At 67.3% G+C, this 19179-nt stretch carries 16 protein-coding genes; 6 read left to right on the top strand and 10 right to left on the bottom strand.

Features of this window, described 5'->3' with window-relative positions; genetic code table 11:
* Window positions 1-12: 12 nt before the first annotated feature.
* From ACNA0R_RS15915 to ACNA0R_RS15905, 3 genes are all read right to left on the bottom strand, one after another.
* Window positions 13-1194: an acetyl-CoA C-acyltransferase gene (locus ACNA0R_RS15915; RefSeq protein WP_415826990.1), complete on the bottom strand. Its 1182-nt coding sequence runs from the start codon at window positions 1192-1194 to the stop codon at window positions 13-15.
* Window positions 1195-1350: 156 nt separating this feature from the next.
* Window positions 1351-2529 (bottom strand): isovaleryl-CoA dehydrogenase, encoded by a 1179-nt coding sequence (locus ACNA0R_RS15910; protein WP_415826989.1) that lies wholly within the window; start codon window positions 2527-2529, stop codon window positions 1351-1353.
* A 119-nt stretch (window positions 2530-2648) separates the two neighbouring features.
* Window positions 2649-3032, bottom strand: coding sequence for a MerR family transcriptional regulator (locus tag ACNA0R_RS15905; protein WP_415826988.1), 384 nt, complete (start codon window positions 3030-3032; stop codon window positions 2649-2651).
* Between the two features lie 70 nt (window positions 3033-3102).
* Between ACNA0R_RS15905 and ACNA0R_RS15900 the strand changes: the two genes are divergently transcribed.
* A complete protein-coding gene (locus ACNA0R_RS15900) occupies window positions 3103-4194 on the top strand; it encodes an MBL fold metallo-hydrolase (protein WP_415827062.1) in 1092 nt (363 codons plus the stop codon).
* On the opposite strand, the gene ACNA0R_RS15895 is transcribed toward ACNA0R_RS15900, so the two are convergent.
* Window positions 4177-5256: a hypothetical protein gene (locus tag ACNA0R_RS15895; RefSeq protein WP_415826987.1), complete on the bottom strand. Its 1080-nt coding sequence runs from the start codon at window positions 5254-5256 to the stop codon at window positions 4177-4179. The two genes, ACNA0R_RS15900 and ACNA0R_RS15895, sit on opposite strands and share 18 nt — an antisense overlap.
* Window positions 5257-5439: 183 nt before the next feature.
* Here ACNA0R_RS15895 and metC point away from each other — a divergent pair, with 183 nt between their 5' ends.
* Entirely contained in the window at window positions 5440-6645 is a 1206-nt protein-coding gene (gene metC / locus ACNA0R_RS15890; protein ID WP_415826986.1) for a cystathionine beta-lyase, read from the top strand.
* A gap of 15 nt (window positions 6646-6660) precedes the next feature.
* On the opposite strand, the gene ACNA0R_RS15885 is transcribed toward metC, so the two are convergent.
* From ACNA0R_RS15885 to ACNA0R_RS15865, 5 genes are all read right to left on the bottom strand, one after another.
* Window positions 6661-7287: a LysE family translocator gene (locus ACNA0R_RS15885; RefSeq protein WP_415826985.1), complete on the bottom strand. Its 627-nt coding sequence runs from the start codon at window positions 7285-7287 to the stop codon at window positions 6661-6663.
* Between the two features lie 38 nt (window positions 7288-7325).
* Window positions 7326-7970, bottom strand: a complete 645-nt coding sequence (locus ACNA0R_RS15880) for a thiol:disulfide interchange protein DsbA/DsbL (protein WP_415826984.1) — start codon at window positions 7968-7970, stop codon at window positions 7326-7328.
* Window positions 7971-8103: 133 nt separating this feature from the next.
* Complete coding sequence (locus ACNA0R_RS15875) at window positions 8104-8862, bottom strand: SPOR domain-containing protein (RefSeq protein WP_415826983.1); 759 nt, start codon at window positions 8860-8862, stop codon at window positions 8104-8106.
* Between the two features lie 6 nt (window positions 8863-8868).
* On the bottom strand, window positions 8869-10554 hold the full coding sequence (argS, locus tag ACNA0R_RS15870; RefSeq protein ID WP_415826982.1) for an arginine--tRNA ligase: 1686 nt from the start codon (window positions 10552-10554) through the stop codon (window positions 8869-8871).
* 229 nt (window positions 10555-10783) lie between these two features.
* A complete protein-coding gene (locus ACNA0R_RS15865; RefSeq protein WP_415826981.1) occupies window positions 10784-14665 on the bottom strand; it encodes a phospholipase effector Tle1 domain-containing protein in 3882 nt (1293 codons plus the stop codon).
* 102 nt (window positions 14666-14767) lie between these two features.
* On the opposite strand from ACNA0R_RS15865, the gene ACNA0R_RS15860 reads away from it, so the two are divergent.
* On the top strand, window positions 14768-15118 hold the full coding sequence (locus ACNA0R_RS15860) for a DUF1840 domain-containing protein (protein ID WP_415826980.1): 351 nt from the start codon (window positions 14768-14770) through the stop codon (window positions 15116-15118).
* Between the two features lie 38 nt (window positions 15119-15156).
* Window positions 15157-15474 carry a hypothetical protein gene (locus ACNA0R_RS15855; RefSeq protein WP_415826979.1) on the top strand — a complete coding sequence of 106 codons (318 nt, stop codon included), beginning with the start codon at window positions 15157-15159 and terminating at the stop codon, window positions 15472-15474.
* Window positions 15475-15553: 79 nt separating this feature from the next.
* Here ACNA0R_RS15855 and ACNA0R_RS15850 read toward each other — a convergent pair whose 3' ends face one another.
* Window positions 15554-16837, bottom strand: coding sequence for an amidase (locus ACNA0R_RS15850; RefSeq protein ID WP_415827061.1), 1284 nt, complete (start codon window positions 16835-16837; stop codon window positions 15554-15556).
* Between the two features lie 294 nt (window positions 16838-17131).
* On the opposite strand from ACNA0R_RS15850, the gene ACNA0R_RS15845 reads away from it, so the two are divergent.
* Complete coding sequence (locus tag ACNA0R_RS15845; RefSeq protein ID WP_415826978.1) at window positions 17132-18163, top strand: LacI family DNA-binding transcriptional regulator; 1032 nt, start codon at window positions 17132-17134, stop codon at window positions 18161-18163.
* Between the two features lie 4 nt (window positions 18164-18167).
* The gene (locus tag ACNA0R_RS15840) at window positions 18168-19178 is read left to right on the top strand and encodes an ABC transporter substrate-binding protein (protein ID WP_415826977.1); all 1011 of its coding nucleotides are present in this window, start codon (window positions 18168-18170) and stop codon (window positions 19176-19178) included.
* Window position 19179: the final 1 nt, after the last annotated feature.

The following is a 19179-nucleotide window of genomic DNA, read 5'->3' as shown; positions in this document are numbered from 1 at the left end:
GTCGCGCGCGCCTTACAGCATCTCGATGGCCATGGCCACGGCCTCGCCGCCGCCGATGCACAGCGTGGCGACGCCGCGCTTGCGGTCGTTCTTGCGCAACGCGCCGATCAGAGTGGCCATCAGGCGCGCGCCGGACGCGCCGATCGGATGTCCCAGCGCCGTGGCGCCGCCATGCACATTGACCTTGCTGTGCGGAATATTGAGATCCTTCATCACGCCCATCGTGACCACCGCGAAAGCCTCGTTCACCTCGTAGAGATCCACGTCTTCCGCGCGCCAGCCGGTTTTCTGGAACAGATTCTTCAGCGCGCCGATGGGCGCGGTGGTGAACCACTGCGGTTCCTGCGAGTGCTGGGCATGGCCGACGATGCGCGCCAGCGGCTTCACGCCGAGTTTTTCCGCGGTGGACTGGCGCATCAGCACCATGGCGGCGGCGCCATCGGAAATCGACGCGGAGGCCGCCGCGGTCACCGTGCCGTCTTTCTTGAAGGCCGGCTTCAAGGTGGGGATTTTCTCCGGCATGGCCTTGGTGGGTGCCTCGTCTATATCGATGATGGTGTCGCCCTTGCGGCCCGCCACCGTCACCGGCGCGATTTCCCACTTGAAGCTGCCGTCTTCGGTGGCGGTGCGGGCACGCCGCAGCGATTCGGTGGAAAACGCATCCTGCTCTTCGCGCGTGAATTCGAAGCGCTTGGCGCAGTCTTCGGCGAACACGCCCATGGCGGTGCCGCGCTGGTAGGCGTCTTCCAGGCCGTCCAGGGCCATGTGGTCGTACACGGTGGAATGGCCGTAGCGATAGCCCTGGCGGCCCTTCATCAGCAGGTAGGGCGCGTTGCTCATGCTTTCCTGGCCGCCGGCCACCACCACCTGCGCCGACCCCGCGGCCAGCAGGTCATGGCCCAGCATGGCGGCCTTCAGGCCGGAACCGCAGACCTTGTGCACGGTGGTGCACGCCACGCCTTGCGGCAGGCCCGCGCCCAAGGCCGCCTGGCGAGCCGGCGCCTGGCCCTGGCCGGCCTGCAGCACGTTGCCCATCAACACTTCGTCGACCTGCTCGGGTTTCAGCCCGGCGCGTTCGACGGCGGCCTTGATGACGACGGAACCCAGCTCATGCGCGGCCAGGCTGGACAGGCTGCCCAGCATGCCGCCCATGGGGGTGCGGGCGACGGAAACGATGACGATGGGATCGGACATGATGGACTCCTGTTCAGCAAGGCGGCCGCGCCGCCGTAATGGATGCGCCGCCGCCAGGCGGCGGCGCGGGTTCGTTCAGCGTGGTTGCGTAGGGAATGAGGTCGGGTGAATCCGGTTGGTTTGGCCTGCGTTACGGAGCGGGCGCTCGCGCCCCGCTTACGCGGTCTCGTTGAAGAGTTCGCGTCCGATCAGCATACGGCGAATTTCGCTGGTGCCGGCGCCGATCTCGTACAGCTTGGCGTCGCGCCACAGCCGCCCGGTGGGGAATTCGTTGATGTAGCCGTTACCGCCCAGGATCTGCACGCCTTCGCCGGCCATCCAGGTGGCCTTTTCGGCGGTGTACAGGATCAGCGCCGCGCAATCCTTGCGCACCTGCCGCACGTGCGCCGCGCCCAGGCGATCGAGATTGCGGCCGACCGTGTAGCAGAAGGCGCGGCAGGCCTGCAGGCCCGCGTACATATCGGCGACCTTGCCCTGGATCAGCTGGAATTCGCCGATGGCCTGGCCGAACTGCTTGCGGTCGTGGATATACGGCACCACCACATCCATCACGGCCTGCATGATGCCCAGCGGCCCGCCGGCCAGGACGGCGCGTTCATAGTCCAGGCCGCTCATCAGCACTTTGACGCCGCCGTTGAGCTCGCCCAGGATGTTTTCCTCCGGGACTTCGCAGTCCTGGAATACGAGTTCGCCGGTGTGGCTGCCGCGCATGCCCAGCTTGTCCAGCTTTTGCGCGACGGAGAATCCGGCAAAGCCTTTTTCCACCAGAAAGGCGGTGATGCCCCGTTGTTTGGCCTGGGGGTCCGTCTTGGCGTACACCACGAGGGTATCGGCGTCGGGACCGTTGGTGATCCACATCTTGCTGCCGTTCAGCACGTAGCGGTCGCCCTTTTTGTCGGCGCGCAGCGTCATGCTGACGACGTCGGAGCCCGCGCCCGGCTCGCTCATCGCCAGGGCGCCGACGTGTTCGCCGGAGATCAGCTTGGGCAGGTAGCGCTGCTTTTGTGCTTCGCTGCCATTGCGGTGGATCTGGTTGACGCACAGGTTGGAGTGGGCGCCGTAGGACAGGCCGACCGACGCGCTGGCGCGGGAGATTTCCTCCATCACCACCATGTGCGCCAGGTAGCCCATGCCGGCGCCGCCGTAGGCTTCGCCCGCGGTCATGCCCAGGACGCCCAGGTCGCCCAGCTTTTTCCACAGGTCCATGGGGAATTGGTCGCTGCGGTCGATTTCCGCGGCCCGCGGAGCGATCTCCGCCTGGGCAAAACGGCGCACGCTGTCGCGTAGAAGGTCCAGGTCTTCGCCCAGATCGAAACTCAGGCCGGGGATGTCCATGCTTGTCTCCTAAGAATGTGCGCCTGCATTCCGCCATGCTGCGCCGCTCATATTACGTTTACGTAAACGTTAGATCAATACGGCATTTCTACGGTCTTCCGGGCCCTGGCGGCGGAGGCTCAGCCGCGGCTATCCAGCAACCGGCGGCATTCGGCTTCCTGGTCCGTGATCTCGGCCAGGGTGTCCTCGATGTCCTGTCGCTGCCGCTCCAGCGTCTCCCGATGGCGCGTCAGCACCGCCATGTATTCCCGCAGCTGCTGCGCCTCGGTGTCGCCCGGGCCGTCGTACATGTCGATCAAGGTGCGGATTTCCGACAGCTGCAGGCCGAGCCGCTTGCCGCGCAGGGCCAGCTTCAGGCGCGTGCGGTCACGGGCGTCGTAGACGCGGTTACGGCCCTCCCGCGACGGGCTGACGATGCCCTGGTCCTCGTAGAACCGGATCGTGCGCGGCGTAATGTCGAACTCGCGGGCGAGTTCGGAGATGGTCCAGGAGGCGGGCGGCATGGCGTTGGCAGCTTACGTAAACGTCAATTATGATGGCCTGAACGCCACCGTCAAGCTGGGAGTAGCCGTTATGAACCCGAATGAGCACAAACTGGAGTATCCCTGGGGCGATAGCCAGCCCGAAGCCGGCATCACCCGGAAGGTCGCTCCGGGCGTGCGGTGGGTGCGCATGCCGCTGCCCTTTGCGCTGGACCACATCAATCTTTGGCTGCTGCGCGATGAGATCGACGGGCGCGAGGGCTGGACGGTGGTCGATACCGGCATCAGCCGGGACGAGGTGAAAGCGCTCTGGGAAAACATCTACGAGCGTCAGCTGGACGGCCTGCCGGCGTTGCGCGTACTGGTCACCCACATGCACCCGGACCACGTCGGCCTGGCCGACTGGATCTGCCGGCGCTGGAACGCGCCGCTGTGGATGACGAATACGGACTACGCCGTCGCCTGTTTGTTTTCCCGTGGCGGCGCCTCCACCAGCGCCGGCGCCGGCGCGGGGGGCGATGACGCCGTCGCCCACTTTGCGCGGCATGGCCTCGTCGACCCGGATGCGCAGCAGCAGATACGCGAGCGTGCGGGCTACTACCCCAATCTGGTTCCCGGCATGCCGGCGCGCTTCACGCGCATCATGGACGGTGACCGCGTTCGCATAGGCGGCCACGAATGGCGCGTCATCGTCGGCTACGGCCATGCGCCGGAGCATGCTTCGCTCTATTGCGCCGCGCTGAATGTGCTGATTTCCGGCGATATGGTGCTGCCGCGCATTTCCACCAACGTCAGCGTCTTCAACTACGAGCCCGAATCCAACCCCCTGCCGCTGTATCTGCGGTCGCTGGATGGCTATGACGGCCTGCCGGCCGATACGCTGGTGCTGCCTTCGCATGGCCGGCCCTTCAAGGGCTTGCACGAACGTATCGCGCAGCAGCATGCCCACCATGCCGATCGCCTGGCCGAGGTCGTTGATGCCTGCGCCGAACCGCGCAGCGCATTCGACATCGTGCCGGTGCTGTTCAAGCGCAAGCTGGACCTGCATCAGATGACGTTCGCCATGGGCGAGTCCCTGGCACATCTGCACGCGCTGTATTTCGACGGCACCCTGACGCGCCGCACGGACGGCGACGGCATCGTGCGGTTCATGGTCGCGCCGGCGTCAGCGCGAGGGCTTTAGCCTGATCGTCGTGTAGCCTTCCCGGCCGCCGGTGTCGTAGGTGAAGAACAGGCGATTGTCATTATTCTGCGGTTGGCCATCGATGGCGATGACGCCCGCATTCAACATGAATTGCTTGGCGAAGGCATTGCCGGGAAGATAGATCACGTAGGCGCCGCCGGCGTCGGAAGCGAAGTCGAACAGGCCTTGCGGATAACGCTTGTTTTCGAAGTCGAAGGGCGCCACGCCGGGGGTGTAACCCTCGAAGCGGATGGCGGCGGACGAGCCGCTGCGGCCTATGTGGAAAAACGACGATGCGCCGAAGGTACCGGTGTCGAACTTGACGTCCAGTTGCGCCGCATCGGCGACCCGCACCTGCGTGCCGCCGCGTTCGTTCTTGTCCACAATCAGCCGCGGGCTGCTGAGTACTACGCTGGACGTGTCGACGAAGTACGCTTTCACGTTTATCAGCGATAGCAGATTCTGCGCATTCGCCGGGGTGGCCAGGGTAAACGCCGGCTCATCGTTTACGGGGCTCGCCGCTATGTTCATTTCGCCGTTGGCGATGGCGATCGTTCCGGCGTTGATCGCCATTCGTGCCTGGGACTTGACGGTGATGTTGACCCTGCCGGCCGTGAGTCCATCGCTGCCCATGCTGCATTGGACGCTATCGATGTCGATGAGGCCGTTGTCCAGGACCGCGATCGCGACATCTTCCCCTATCGTCGCGAATTGGCCCACCTGAGTATCGGCGAGGCTGAACACACCGCCGTTGCTGACCTCCAGCGTGGTCGCCGACGCCAGATCGAGGATGACCGCGTGCTGCGTGTCCGGTTGCACTTCGTACTTCAGCGTCCCGGCCTTGACATAGATGACGGTATGCGACGGCGTAAGGACGTCGGCGCTCCAGATTGTGTAGCTATCCTGGGTCGTGGTCACTGCCAGGGTCAGGGTGTGATTCTCGGCGTCCATCGTGAACGACTTCCCGCTCGACTTGTTGAAGTCGCCGGGCGATCCAGGTAAAGACAGATCGGCATCGTCGTTATAGGTCTGGTCTATGTCGGGATTCCACTGGAAGGGCATGGCATACGCTCCGGGATGGTCGCAATGCCGATGAGTGTATTTTTCGGCATGATCGCCCGGACGTACTTTCTAATCTCAAATAATTTCGTGGGACGGGTCGGCCGCCGGCCTTGCCCGTTGTCCGGAAGGACAGCCGCGAAAATGGCATCATAGGCGCACCGGCAACCCACGTTTTCATGTCTCATGGCCTCCGATCCCAAGCACCTCGATACGCTGCTGCAGCACACCGGCATTGCTGAATTCGACCCCGTCACCGGCGCCGCGCCGGTGGGGCTGCCGCCGGTGCGCACCAGCACCGTGCGTTTCCAGAGCCTGGCCGCGCTGGAAGAGGCGGAACGCCGCAAGGCCGCCGGCGAACGCGTGGTCGCCTATGGCCGCATGGGCCTGGACACCCACGTGGCGCTGGAAGATGTCTTCAAGCATCTGGAGCAAGGTACGCATTGCTATCTGGCGCCGTCGGGCCTGTCGGCCATCACGCTGGCTTTCATGTCGCTGCTTTCGGCCGGCGAACATGCGCTGGTCGCCGACAATGTCTATGGTCCCGTGCATTCGCTGGACCACGCGGTGCTGAGCCGGTTGGGTATCGACATCACCTATTTCGCGCCCAACCACGATGATATCGATGCGCTGGTTCGGCCGAATACGCGGTTGTTGTACGTGGAGTCGCCGGGGTCGCTGTTGTTCGAGATGCTCGATATCCCGGCGTTGGCGGAAAAAGCGCGCCGCCATGGGCTGATCCTGGCCAGCGACAATACCTGGGGTTCGGGCTACATCTACCAGCCGCTGGCGCTGGGTGCGCAGGTTTCCGTCGTGGCCGGCACCAAGTACGTCGGCGGCCATTCCGATCTGATGCTGGGTGCGGTCGTCACCAACGACCAGGCGCTGGCGCAGCGCATCAACAAGACGCAGTACGCCATGGGCTATTCGATCAGCGCCGACGATGCCTGGCTGGCGCTGCGCGGCGTGCGCACCCTACCGCTGCGCATGGCGCAGCATGCGCGCAATGCCCTGCAAGTATGCGAATTCTTGGCCGCGCGGCCGGAGGTCGCGCGGCTCTATCACCCGGCCTTGCCCTCCGATCCCGGCCATGCCTTGTGGCGGCGCGATTGCACCGGATCCAATGGCATGATGGCCGCGGCGCTGCGCCTGGCGCCCGCGCAGGCGCGCATGTTCGTCGACAGCCTGCGGCTGTTCAGCATCGGCTATTCGTGGGGCGGCTTCGAAAGCCTGGTGCAGCTGGTATCGCCGGACTATCTGGCCGGGCATCGCTATTGGCAGGGCGATGCGCCGGCCGTGGTGCGCCTGCATATCGGGCTGGAATCGCCGGCGGACCTGATCGATGACCTGGCGCGGGCGCTCGATCACGCGGGGGCCTTGCCCGCGTCGTGATGGCCACCGGGGCCGTCAGCGTACCGAAGTCGCCAGGCGCAGGGCGAGTCCGGCGAGTACGACGCCGGCGCCGATGTTCAGCATGCGGCGGGCGCGTGCCGAGCGCTGCAGCATCGCGCCGGCCGCCCCGGAAAAGACCGCAATGGCGCCGAACACCATCAAGGTGGCCAGCATGAAAACGCCGCCCAATACCACGACTTGCGGACCGACCGGCCCGGCCGCGGGGGTCGCGAATTGCGGCAGAAAGGCCATGAAGAACAGCAAGACCTTGGGGTTGGTCAGATTCATGACGATCCCGCGCGCGTATAAGGCGGCGGGACGAAGCCGGGGCGGCGCGGTCCCGGCCACCGTGCCCGCCGGTGCGCGGAAGGCTTGCCAGGCCAGGTAAGCGAGATAGGCGGCGCCGGCCCATTTCAACGCGGCGAAGGCCAGGGGAGAAGCGGCGAATACCGCCGCGAGTCCCACCGCAACGGCGGCCGTATGGCCCAGCAGTCCCGTGCACAGGCCCAGCACCACCATCAGTCCGGCGGAACGGCCCCACAGCGCGGACTGCGTCAGCACGAACAGGTTGTCGGGACCGGGCGACAGCGCCAACAGCGCCGCAACGCCGAAGAAGCTGATCAGGGTGTGGACGTCCGGCATCGCCGTATCGGCTCCGGCATGCGGCGGTTGCGCATCGGCTATTTGCCGTCGCGCGCCATCGGGATCAGCTTGTTCACTTCATCCAGGGCGCCCTGGTAGCTGTTGCCCGCCATGACCGGCGAGGTCAGGTACTTGCCGCCGACCAGGTAGGAGGGCGTGCCGTCGATGTTCGCCTGCTTGGACAACTGCGTGGCGCGTTCGGTCTGGGTGTTGACGGAGAAGGAATCGAAGACCTCTTCGAACTTCTTGCGATCCACGCCCTGCGTCGCGATCCAATCCGCCATGGCGGACTTGGTGAACAACTGCTTGCGTTCCTGATGGATGGCGTTGAAGACCTTGATGTGCAGGTCGGGCCGATTCAGCGCCTGCAGCGTGTAATACAACTGCTGCAGGGGTTTCATGGCGGCGTTGAAAGCCACCGGTACCTGGACCAGCACCACGTCGGAGGGCGCCGTCTTGGCCCAGCTTTCCACCATCGGTTCCATCGCGGCGCAGTGGGGGCAGGTATAGGCGAAGAACTCCATGACCTCGATCTTGCCCGTGTGGTCGCTGGGGATGGGCGGATTCACCACCTGGTAGGGCTGCGCGCCCGGCTGCGGAGCCTGGGCCTGGCTGGCGGGCGCGAACAAGGCCGTGGCGGCGAGGGCGGAGACCGCCAGCAGGCGGCTAAGCAGTTTGGACATGTCGGTGTGGATCCCAGGTTAAGGTCTAAGGAGTGTGCTGCCGGCATGCGGCGGCATGGCGGTGCAAGCCGTGGGCGCGGCAACGCCAGGACAGTAGAGACAGGCGCGCGGGAAACGAGTTCCGCGGCGCGCCTTACTGGCGGACCACCGCCACTTCGATTTTGTTTTCTCCCAGCCGGGTGCGGGCGCGGTTCATATCGTCCAGCCGGGCGAAAGGCCCGACCCGCACGCGGTTGATGGGCTTGCCGTTGACCTCGGCGCGCTGCACGGCGACGGGCAGGCCCAGCAGCAGGATGCGGGCCTTGAGCGCTTCGGCGTCGTCGGCGGCACGGTAGGCGCCGGCCTGCAGGAAGTATTTGCCGCCGCCATCCTTGGCCTGGTCCCGGCTGGAAGAGGCGGACGGACTGGCGCTGGCCACCGCGGGCGGCTTGGCCGCGGCCTTGTCCGGCGTTTTTTCGACGGGCCGGTCGGCGGATTTCTCGGTGGCTCGCGCAGCCGGTTCAGGCGTCGTGGGCAGCGTGGCGATCAGCGCGCCCAGGTCGTCCGCGCCTTGCGGGCCGGATCCTGATTCCGGCGCGGACGGCGTGGCCGCCACGGAGGGCGGCTGGGTAGCCGTCGGCCCGGTGGGCGCGGTGCCGGCCGCGCCGTCGCGGCCGTACAGGCCGGCATTGGGGTCCGGCGCGTTGCGCACGTCGGGCAGGGGGCTCTGGTCGGCGTTGCGCGAGGCGCGATCGACGAAGGGTACCGGGGCGCGCGTCACATAGAAGGCGACGGCGGCGGCCACGATCAGGCCGATCAGCAGCCCGGTCAGCACGCCGTACAGCGTGCTGCCGCGTTCGGACGATCGCTTGGAGGACTTGCCGGTCTTGCGGGGTTTGCGTGCGGCGGCCATGGCAACCTACATGCGCTGGGGCGCGGTAACGCCCAGCAGCGCCAGCCCGTTGGCCAACACCTGGCGGGTGGCCGACGCCAGGCGCAGGCGGGCGCGTTTCAGGGCGACGTCGTCGACCAGCACGCGCTCGGCGTTGTACCAGGCGTGGAAGTCGGCGGCGCAGTCGCGCAGCCAGAAGGCGACGTGATGCGGCGCCAGTTCCTGGGCGGCGAGCTGGATGATGTTGGGGAATTCCGCCAGCCGCTGCATCAAGGCGAACTCGGTCGGCGCGGTCAGCCGCGCGGTATCGGCGGCGGCGATGTCCTGTTCGCTTTCGCCCGACTGCCCGACCATGGAGCAGATGCGCGCGTGCGCGTACTGGATGTAGTAGACCGGGTTTTCGTCGCTTTGCGACAGCGCCAGGTCGACGTCGAATACGAATTCGGTGTCGGCGCGGCGCTGGATCAGGAAATAGCGCACGGCGTCGCGGCCCACCCAATCGATCAGGTCGCGCATGGTGACGTAGCTGCCGGCGCGCTTGGAGATCTTGACCTCTTCGCCGCCGCGCATCACCTTGACCATCTTGTGCAGCACGTAGGCGGGATAGTCCTTGGGTATGCCCAGGTCCAGCGCCTGCAGGCCGGCGCGCACGCGCGCCACGGTACCGTGGTGGTCGCTGCCCTGGATGTTCACCGCGCGGTGGTAACCGCGCTCCCATTTGTTCACGTGATAGGCCACGTCCGGCACGAAGTAGGTGTAGCCGCCTTCGCGCTTGCGCATGACGCGGTCCTTGTCGTCGCCGGTGCCCAACTCGGTGGTGCGCAGCCACAGCGCGCCGTCTTCTTCGTAGGTGTGGCCGCTGGCGATCAGCCTGGCCACGGTCTGTTCGACGCGGCCGGTGGTGTACAGCGAGCTTTCCAGGAAGAAATTGTCGAAGGTCAGGTCGAAGGCCTGCAGATCGCGGTCCTGCTCGCGCCGCAGATAGGCGACGGCGAAGCGGCGGATGGCGTCCAGGTCGTCGACGTTGCCGGTGGCGACGGTTTCTTCGCCGTCGGCCGCGCGCACGGCGGCGCCCGCCATGAAATCCTTGGCGATGTCGACGATGTATTCGCCCTTGTAGCCGTCTTCCGGCCAGCCTTCCGCGTCGGGGCCGATGCCTTTGGCGCGGGCCTGCACGCTGATGGCCAGGTTGTGGATCTGGTTGCCGGCGTCGTTGTAGTAGAACTCGCGCGTGACGTCATGGCCGGCGGCGTCGTACAGACGGCAGATGGCATCGCCCAGGGCGGCCTGGCGCGCGTGGCCGACGTGCAGCGGCCCGGTGGGGTTGGCGGAAACGAACTCCACCAGCACCTTTTCGCCGTGGCGCGCGGCGCGGCCGAAGGCGTCGCCGTGTTGCGCGATGGCGGCCAGGACGGCCTGCCGCGCGGCGGCGGTGATGCGGATATTGATGAAACCCGGGCCGGCGACTTCCGCGGCATCGACAATGTCGCGCGCCCGCGCGTCGGCGACCAATGCGTCGACGATGGCCTGCGCCAGTTCGCGCGGATTGCGCCTGGCCGCCTTGGCCACTTGCATGGCGACGTTGGTGGCCACGTCGCCATGGGCGGCGACCTTGGGGCGTTCCAGCAGGATGGTGGGGCGCGCCTCGGGCAACAGGGTGCCGACGGCGTCTTGCAGCAGGGAAACGAGAAGGTGCTGTTGCTCAGGGAGCATGGGGACTCGGAAAAGACGGGAAAACAGGCGGCGGGACGCAATGCCGCGAATTACGGGATGATACCGTGATTTAGTCCATCGCCGCCCCGCCGCGGAGCCCGCCGGTGGGGGCCGCGCACGGGTGGCGGATGCTTCTCGGCCGGCCGCGCCGCCGCTTGGCGCGCGCCTCGAGCGCGGCCGCAATCCGGCGATGCCGCGGCGGCATTCCCGCGGTCCGGGGGCGGGCCGGTTATCGGGCGATGTCCAGGTCCAGCGTCCGGCGCAGCCATTCCCGGTAGCCCGCCATGTCCACCGTGCCCACGACGGAATTGCCGCCATGCGCCCAGCCGTCCACGCGGCGGATGAAGGCTTCCACCTCGGCGCGGGTTGCATCGCCGTAGTCGGGATGCAGGCCCTGGCGCCGCGGCCGCCTGCCGCCCGCGGCAGCCCCCACCGCGCGGTCTTCGTTGTTCGCGCGGGCGCGGCGGCCGCGCTCATCGTGCACGATGGGATTGTCGACCCGTTGGAATGCTTCCGGTGGCGGCACGAAGGCGGCTCCGGCCAGTCCCGCCTGCTTGAGCATCCATGCCAGCGCGACGTCCGACAGATCGCCGCCGGGGCGCGCGGTTTCCGCATCGGCGCCGCGCGGCAGATAGCCGCCGCCGATGTCGCCGTGCGCGCCGATGAAGGACGCCGTGACGGTCGTGCCGTTGCCAGCCCCGGTCCCTTCGGCCTGGACGATCAACGGGAAAAGGGCGCGGCGCTCGTGCAAGGCGATGGCATGCGCGATCCAGCGCCATTCGGCGGACGCGGCCAGGTTGTAGTCCCCATCGCGCGACCCCAGGAAGCCAAACTGGGCAACGGTGTCGAACAAGCCGATGAAGCGCAGATCCACGCATGCGGTAACCGTGCCCAGTACCGGATCGTGCGTCCAGAACCGTCCATTGCGATGATGATCGGCGATCATGTTGCTGAAGTGCAGGGCCAGCGCCGCGCCGCGTGAATAGCCCAGCAGGTCGATCGCTACGTCGGCCCGTCCATTCCATGAGAGCTGCCGCAGCAGCGCGGCCCATTGCGTTTCGAGAATGGTGGGCGACGATCCTCCCGTGGCGGAATCCACCCAGCGCGGCGACGCGAAACCCGGCCCGCGATGGTAGAAGATGGCGCCGTCCCTGTACCAGCCTCTCATCAATCCGACATTCGTGCGTTCCGCGAGGTCGCGGCTGGTGCCGTCGAAGGCGAACAGCAGCAATCCATGCGGATCGATGTGGCGGCGCGGCTGTTGATCGGCATAGCCGTAGACCTGGGTGTCGGGGCGCGGGCCCGCGGGGTCCGGCTCCAGATAATGCCCGGCGCGTGGATCGTAGGTGCGCAGATAGTTGTCGTGCAGGCCCGTCGCGGGATCGTGGACATGGCCGGGCTGGCGTAGCGGCATGGCCAGGTCGCCTTCGGCGGCGATGGCGGCGCCGGTGGGCGACCACAGCGCGCGCCAGCGTATCCGCCTGCTGGCGTCGGTGACGGCGTGCGGCAGGCCGATGGCGTCCGCATGGATGGCATGGAAGACCGGAGCGCCGGCAACGCCTGGCCGGGCCGCCTTGCCCGCGCGAGCCGCGTTGTTCAATGGACGCGGTCGTGGATAGACGATCATGGCGATCGGCACCCAGCCCGCATAGACGAAGCGCCGCGTGACGCCGACACCGCCTTCCGGCAACGGCGCGGCGATGGCCGCGAGCCGGTTGGAGACATATAAATAGTCCTCCGTACGGCCGCCGGCGCGGCGACGGATGCGCTCTCCGTAGGCGTTGTGCGCATAGCGCGCAAGCGCTTGTGCGTCCGCGTCTTGTGCCACAGCATGAGCACCGGTCACGCGCGCCAGCCGTCTATCCGGCCCATAGTGCAGCCGCAGATCGCCATATGCCGCGGGCAGGCCGCTGGCATCGCGTCGTGGGCGCGGCGGCAGCGTCCCGCCGCCGTCCTGCATTGCAAGCGCATCGCCGGCCATGCCCCATGCATGACGCCACGTCCGCTGCATATCGGCATGGCCATCCCTGCGCACCGTGGCGTCGGCCGCCACCAACCGGCCATCCGCGTCGCGCCCGTAGGTGTAGGCGCCATGCCAATCCCCCACCCGCAATTCCTCACCGGCGATGCGCCCACCCGCGTCGTAGCGCAGGCGTTGCAGCAGGATGGGGGGCCGGCCCGGTGACGAGGGATCGTCCACCGCCAGCGCATCGAGCGCGCCATCCCGCACCATGCCCAGGGTACGGAGCCCGTTCCCATGCCTGTAGCCACCGCTCGCAAGCGCGCGCAGCAGCTCGTGGGCATGACGGCCATCCTGCCACGCAATGCGGCTTATGCGGCCGCTGGCATCATACGCATACGTCAGGCAGCCCCCTTCCGGCAGATCGTGCCGGACGATGCGGCCATGCCGATCCCGGCGATAGCCTTCGCGATAGCCATATGCGGTATCGCCGGCATGCAAGGCCGGCCGATGAACGGCGCGCGCGGTCAACCTGCCCTGATCGTCATGGCGCCGCGTTTCGCGCTCGTGCGGATGCTCGACGCTTATCGGCGCCGTACCCCGCCAGGCGATGACGGTGCGCAAGGCTCCCACCGCGGAGCGCATGACCACCTCCACCGGCCGACCTTCGCGATCGTAGGCATAGCGCCAGATATCGCCATTGGCGTAGCGGCGTTCCGTGACGCGGCCCGCGTCGTCGCGCTGGCGCGTTTCGCCGCCCGTGGCATCGGACGACCACGCGGTCAAGGGGCCGCGCGGGTGCGATGCATCGAAGGACAGCGACAGGCCCGGCCAGCCGGACCGCGTGTCGCGCAGCCGCAGCAGGCGGCTCTCATTGTCACGATCCAAATGCAGGTGATTCAGCCGCGTGGGTTTGCCGTGCGGGTCGTAGTCGGCGTGCAGGCCGGGCGCCGCGCAGCCGGGGCAGCCCGCGCCCGCCACACGCAGCAATACGGGCCGTCCGCCACGGATGGCCGTGTGGAAATCCGTCGTGCCGCCGGCCGCGCGTACGCGCGTGAGTCCCGCCGCGCCGTCGGCCGAGGGCGCGGCTACGTAAGCGATTTCCACGCGGTCGCGCGCGGACGCGGGCGGACCGTGCGTCGATAGCACGGCGCGGCCCTGCGCGTCGTAGGCCCAGCTGTGCGTGCGCAACGGCGCGGCATCCGGTCCGATGCGCCACGAGATGCCGGTCAGCCGATAGGGATCGCCGCTCTGCAGGTCAGGCTCATACGCATACTCCCTGCGCCAGCGCGCGGGATGGGTGACGGCGGCAAGGCGGTAGGCGGTGGCCCCGGACGGAACATCGTGCGTGTAGCCGTAGGCGCCGTGGCGGGTGTCTATGCGCGAAAGACGCGCGCCTTCGGGGCCGGCTTCGTAAACGAAGCGCAGCGTTTCGCCGGCCTGATCGACGACTTCCGTGATGGCCGCATCCGCGCTCGATGCGCCGACGATGCGCACATGGTTGCCGCCGGCGTCGCCGATGCGCGTCAGCCATCCACGGGCGTCGAAGTCGAGTACGCGCCCATCCGGCCAATGCCAGCGCCAATGCCAGGCCGGATGGCGGTCGTCGTCGCGCGCGGTGCCGGCGCGCTCCAGGCGGCCTAGCCCCGGCGGCAGCGTCCGGCAGGACGCGGTGCAATGGAAATCGACGCGGCTGCCATCGGCCTGCGCGATCTGCACCAACACGCGCCCGGCATGCGCATACAGGCGGGTGTCATAGGACAACGCCCACCCGCGCCCCAGCGGCCCGCCGCGCGGATCCATGGCGTTGTAGTGGCGCACGATTTCCAGACCGGCGCCGGCGGCCGGCGCGGGCAGGTCCACTTCGCGCTGGTATTTGTTGCCGGTGACCAGATGGAGCGGATTGCCCGCGCCCAGGTTCAGCGCCGGCGCCATGGCGCCCTGCGTGGCGGTGCCGCCCGATGGGCAAGGCTGTCCCAGGCGCGAGGGGCCGCAGACCTGCCCAGCCGCATCCGTGGTCGCCAACGCTGCCGCCAGCACGGTCATCGCGGCGACCGTCTGCGGGATCCTGGCCGCGGCGGTCACGATTGCGCCGATCGCCTCGTTTGCCACCGCGGCCGCCGCCACGGCCGCCGTTACCCATCCACCCATGCCGGCCTCCTGTTTCGACAGGCCCTAGCATGCGATTGGCAGTCTCGCCGTGTTGGGGTAGTGTACGAATTCGTCTCTAGTGAAAGACCCTGGAATCACACCATGCTCATCTCGTTCCGTTCGAAGGCCGGCTCGGAAGTGTTAATGCTTTCGGACCACGCCGCACCCCTGCTGAAGGCAGCGGGCAAGTCCCTGCCCGATGGCTTTCCTGAGCGCGGCGTGTTCACGCCCGACCAATTGCAGCAGGCCATCGCCGGCATCGAAAAAGCGGTGGCGCTGGCGCCCAAGCACCCCGAGGACCAGGATAAGGACAACGATCCAGACGCCCCGGCGACGCATCCGATGTCGCGGCCCGTAGGCTTGCAGCAGCGTGCCTATCCCCTGCTCGATCTGATGAAGAAAGCGTTGGACAAGGGCGTGAACGTCACCTGGGAATCGGCCTCGTCCTGGTGATCCACGGTCGCCGCGACCGCACGGCCCAAGGAGCCTACATGCGCGCAGACGTTTCCATCCTCTACGATGCCCGCAGGGCGGTCCATCTGGTAACCCAGGTGGACCCCACGCCCGAAGGCGCGGCCCGCGCGCGCGAATGGTTCGACCACAACTGGGAGGCTTTCGGCTGCGAGCCGCTGCGACCCAGCGGCAAGGTCCTGCTGCTGGACAAGATATTGGGCGTGGCCGATGCGCTGGGCTATGAACTGCTGGCGGTGGACGCCACCCGCGCCCAGGAGTTCGCCCACTATGCGGCCCTGGCGCTGGGCCGTTCTCGCATCACCGTCGATTTGCCGGGCCTGACCGTAGGGTATTGAAGTACCGTGTACAAGGCATCGCGCGTCGCATGTCACGCATCAACGATGTGACGCGTGCATGCGGCGACCGCCGCGACGGTCACGCCTGTGGCCGCAACTTGTCGTGCATCCACTTGGCGATACACAGCAGGCGGTGGTCATCACCCTTGCGCCCCACCGCTTGCAAGCCGACGGGTAGTCCGTGCGGTCCCGTCGCGAAAGGCAGATGCACGCAAGGTAAACCGAACATGGTCCAGACCCGGCCGAACAAGGGGTCGCCCGTGCCTTGGTCGGCAAACGGCGCCTCGCCCGGCGCGCTAGGCGTGAGCAGCACGTCGAAGCGTTCGAACCAGCCGCTGACGCGCCCATACAGATCCCGTGAGCGCTGCAGATTCGCCTGGTGCCGCGCCTCATCGATCGTATCGCCGCCGTGCAGCAAGGCGAGCAGGCCAGGACTGATCTGGCTGGCGTAGCGCTCGCGCTCCATGGCCAGCGAACGCGAAGCTTCATACGTCATGATGTCGGATTGCAGTTGCACCAGCGCACAGCATTCCGGCGGCAGGTCGACCTCCTGGACGACGGCGCGGGCGCGCGCCAGCGTTTCCGCGGCCTGCGTCATCGCGTCGCGTGTTTCGGGCAGCGTGTGGCGCCATTGCGGCGTACGGTAGATGCCGATGCGCGGCGGGCCGTCATAGTCCAGCCGGCGCAATTCCGGTTTTGCCATCAGCACCGAAGCGACCAATCCCGCATCGCCCACCGTGCGCGTGAAACAGCCCACCGTGTCCAGCGAAGGCGCCAGGCTCTTCACACCGTCGCGCGGGATGCTGCCGAAGGTCGGCTTGAATCCCACCACGCCGCAATAGGCCGCAGGCCGCACGATGGACGCCGCGGTCTGCGTGCCCAGCGCGAAGGGGATCATGAAGTCGGCGACGGCGGCCGCCGATCCACTGGATGAGCCGCCCGGCGTATAGGCGGTGTTGTGCGGGTTGCGGGTTACCGGCGCCTGGAAGGTGGCGAATTCGGTGCTGATCGTCTTACCCGCCACCAGCGCGCCGGCCTGGCGGCAAAGCGTGACCGCGGCGGCATCGGCTTCGGGCCGGTGGTCGCGGTAGATCGCCGACCCATAGGTGGTGGGCAGCTCCTGCGTATCGAAGACGTCCTTGACGCCAAAGGGCAGGCCATGCAACGGGCCGGTGATGGGGCCGTTATCCAGCGCCTGCGCGTGGGCCAGGGCGGCGTCCTTGTCCAGCACCGCCCATGCGTGCACGCTCTCTTCACGCTGCTCGATACGCGCGAAACAGGCGCGCAGCAACTGCACCGCGGACAACTCGCGCCGCTGCAACATACGGACGGCATCCAGCGCCGTCAAACGATTCAGAACCATAGCCATTCAATAACTTCCCCGGCGCATGCCGTCCGTGCAACGGCGCGGCAGCGCATCCTCGCCACGGCGCCGCGTGCCCGCGGCCGCCGTCCTCTCCCAGCAGTCATTGTGCCAGCCCCGGGGGGCCAGACCATTCGTGTATTCCCGCGCCGGAGCACCCGAAGGCGCCGTCGCCGACGCGCGGGCTTGCAAGAAACTGAAAAAAAACGTGCAACGCGCATGCCGCGCTGCAATATCGGTGTCATGCGCGGCGCCTAAAGTGAAAACGATTTCAACACGCGGAGACCGCCGCCCGTGGCCAGCAAACCCCTGCACCGGCCCTCGATTCTGGATATCGCGCGTGACGCCGGTGTGTCACCCGCCACCGTGTCGCGCGCCTTCAACCGGCCTGAATTGCTACGCCCCGACACTTTGCGGCGCATCGAGCAGGTGGCGCGGGAATTCGGCTTCCGGCCCAATCGCGTCGGCAGCAGCCTGCGTTCCGGCAGCACGCGCACCCTGGGCATGGCCTTGCCCACGCTGTGCAATCCGGTATTCGCGGAATGCTTCGAAGGCGCCGAGGCCTGGGCCCATGACAACGGCTACAGCATCATGGTCACGACCACCGGCTACGACGCGGCGCGCGAAGCGGCCGCGGTGCGCAGCCTGCTGGACCATCAAGTGGAAGGGCTGCTGCTGACGGTCACCAACGCCGCGCGCAGCGCGATCCTGCGCGAGCTGGCGGACGACGGCCTGCCTTATGTGCTGGCGTATAACGAATCGCCCTCCCATCCCTGCGTATCGGTGGACAACATGGCGGCCGCGCGCGATATGGTGCGTTGGCTGGCCGGTGAAGGGCACAGCCGCATCGCGTTGGTGACCGGGCCGTTGTCGGCCTCGGATCGCGCGCGGCGCCGCCTGCAGGGCGCGCGCGCCTGCGCCCGCGAACTGGGCCTGCCGGAGCCCGTGCATCTTTCCATGCCGCTGCATACGGCGGCCGATGCCCGTCTGCTGCACGGGGCATTGCAGGCACGTCCGGCGCCCACCGCGCTGTTCTGCTCCAACGATCTGCTGGCCGCATCGGTGATCGCCGAACTGCGCGGGCTTGGGCTGCGCGTGCCGGAGGACCTGTCGGTATGCGGCTTCGACGGCATGCACTTCGCCGCGCTGATGGTGCCGCCGCTGACCACCGTCGAGCAGCCCAGCCGCGACATCGGCGCGCACGCCTGCTCGCAATTGCTGGCGCGCCTGCGCGGCGAATCCGGCGTGTCGCTGCGCCTGCCCCATCGATTGATTACCGGCCGCACCGTGGCGGCCGCTTCTTCCCGTCCTCCGATCAAGGAATAAAGAAATGCCGCAACTGCTGAACAAGGCTTTGCGCGCCGCTGTCCTGGCCATGGGCCTGGTGGGCGCCGCCGCGCACGCGCAGAATGCCGTCTGCTACAACTGCCCGCCCGAGTGGGCGGACTGGGGCACGCAGCTCAAGGCCATCAAGGAAAAGACCGGCATCCAGGTGCCGGGCGACAACAAGAACTCCGGCCAGGCGCTGGCGTCCATGGCCGCCGAGCGCGCCAACCCGGTGGCGGACGTCGTCTACCTGGGCGTCACCTTCGGCATCCAGGCCGTGCAGGACAATCTGGTGCAGGGCTATAAGCCCGCGCATTGGGACGATATTCCCGCGGGCATGAAGGACCCCGATGGCAAATGGTTCGCCATCCATTCGGGCACGCTGGGCTTCATGGTCAACGTGGATGCCCTGCACGGCAAGCCCGTGCCGCGCTCCTGGCAGGACCTGCTCAAGCCGGAATACCGCGGCATGGTCGGCTACCTGGATCCGGCGTCGGCCTTCGTGGGCTATGTCGGCGCGGTGGCGGTCAACCAGGCCATGGGCGGCAGCCTGGACAACTTCGGTCCGGCGCTCGACTGGTTCAAGAAAATGCGCGCGAACGAGCCCATCGTGCCCAAGCAGACCGCCTATGCGCGCGTGCTGTCGGGCGAGATTCCCATCCTGGTCGACTACGACTTCAACGCCTATCGCGCCAGGTACAAGGATGGCGCCAATGTGCAGTTCGTCATCCCCAGCGAAGGCACCATCGCCGTGCCGTACGTCATGAGCCTGGTGGCGAATGCGCCGCACGCGGACAACGGCCGCAAGGTGCTGGACTTTACGCTGTCCGACCAAGGCCAGGCCATCTGGGCCAATGCCTATTTGCGTCCGGTGCGCGCCAGCGCCGTATCGCCCGAAGCGCAGAAGAAGTTCCTGCCCGCGTCGGAGTACGCGCGCGCCGGCACCGTGGACTACGGCAAGATGGCCGCGGTGCAGCGGGCGTTCTCCGAGCGTTATGCCAAGGAAGTGAACTGAC

Origin of the sequence: Bordetella sputigena, assembly GCF_965137885.1 — a bacterium.
Classification (GTDB): domain Bacteria; phylum Pseudomonadota; class Gammaproteobacteria; order Burkholderiales; family Burkholderiaceae_B; genus Bordetella_C; species Bordetella_C sputigena.
Note: the sequence above shows the minus strand (reverse complement) of the source record. Positions and strands in the feature narration are given on the sequence as shown.

Excerpts from the sequence above, each read along its gene's own strand:
- ACNA0R_RS15885 (WP_415826985.1), bottom strand. The coding sequence starts at position 7,287 with ATGCCGGACGTCCACACCCTGATCAGCTTCTTCGGCGTTGCGGCGCTG.
- ACNA0R_RS15875 (WP_415826983.1), bottom strand. The coding sequence starts at position 8,862 with ATGGCCGCCGCACGCAAACCCCGCAAGACCGGCAAGTCCTCCAAGCGA.
- ACNA0R_RS15865 (WP_415826981.1), bottom strand. The coding sequence starts at position 14,665 with ATGGGTGGATGGGTAACGGCGGCCGTGGCGGCGGCCGCGGTGGCAAAC.
- argS (WP_415826982.1), bottom strand. The coding sequence starts at position 10,554 with ATGCTCCCTGAGCAACAGCACCTTCTCGTTTCCCTGCTGCAAGACGCC.
- ACNA0R_RS15915 (WP_415826990.1), bottom strand. The coding sequence starts at position 1,194 with ATGTCCGATCCCATCGTCATCGTTTCCGTCGCCCGCACCCCCATGGGC.
- ACNA0R_RS15900 (WP_415827062.1), top strand. The coding sequence starts at position 3,103 with ATGAACCCGAATGAGCACAAACTGGAGTATCCCTGGGGCGATAGCCAG.
- ACNA0R_RS15880 (WP_415826984.1), bottom strand. The coding sequence starts at position 7,970 with ATGTCCAAACTGCTTAGCCGCCTGCTGGCGGTCTCCGCCCTCGCCGCC.
- metC (WP_415826986.1), top strand. The coding sequence starts at position 5,440 with ATGGCCTCCGATCCCAAGCACCTCGATACGCTGCTGCAGCACACCGGC.
- ACNA0R_RS15905 (WP_415826988.1), bottom strand. The coding sequence starts at position 3,032 with ATGCCGCCCGCCTCCTGGACCATCTCCGAACTCGCCCGCGAGTTCGAC.
- ACNA0R_RS15855 (WP_415826979.1), top strand. The coding sequence starts at position 15,157 with ATGCGCGCAGACGTTTCCATCCTCTACGATGCCCGCAGGGCGGTCCAT.
- ACNA0R_RS15840 (WP_415826977.1), top strand. The coding sequence starts at position 18,168 with ATGCCGCAACTGCTGAACAAGGCTTTGCGCGCCGCTGTCCTGGCCATG.
- ACNA0R_RS15860 (WP_415826980.1), top strand. The coding sequence starts at position 14,768 with ATGCTCATCTCGTTCCGTTCGAAGGCCGGCTCGGAAGTGTTAATGCTT.
- ACNA0R_RS15850 (WP_415827061.1), bottom strand. The coding sequence starts at position 16,837 with ATGGTTCTGAATCGTTTGACGGCGCTGGATGCCGTCCGTATGTTGCAG.
- ACNA0R_RS15910 (WP_415826989.1), bottom strand. The coding sequence starts at position 2,529 with ATGGACATCCCCGGCCTGAGTTTCGATCTGGGCGAAGACCTGGACCTT.
- ACNA0R_RS15895 (WP_415826987.1), bottom strand. The coding sequence starts at position 5,256 with ATGCCCTTCCAGTGGAATCCCGACATAGACCAGACCTATAACGACGAT.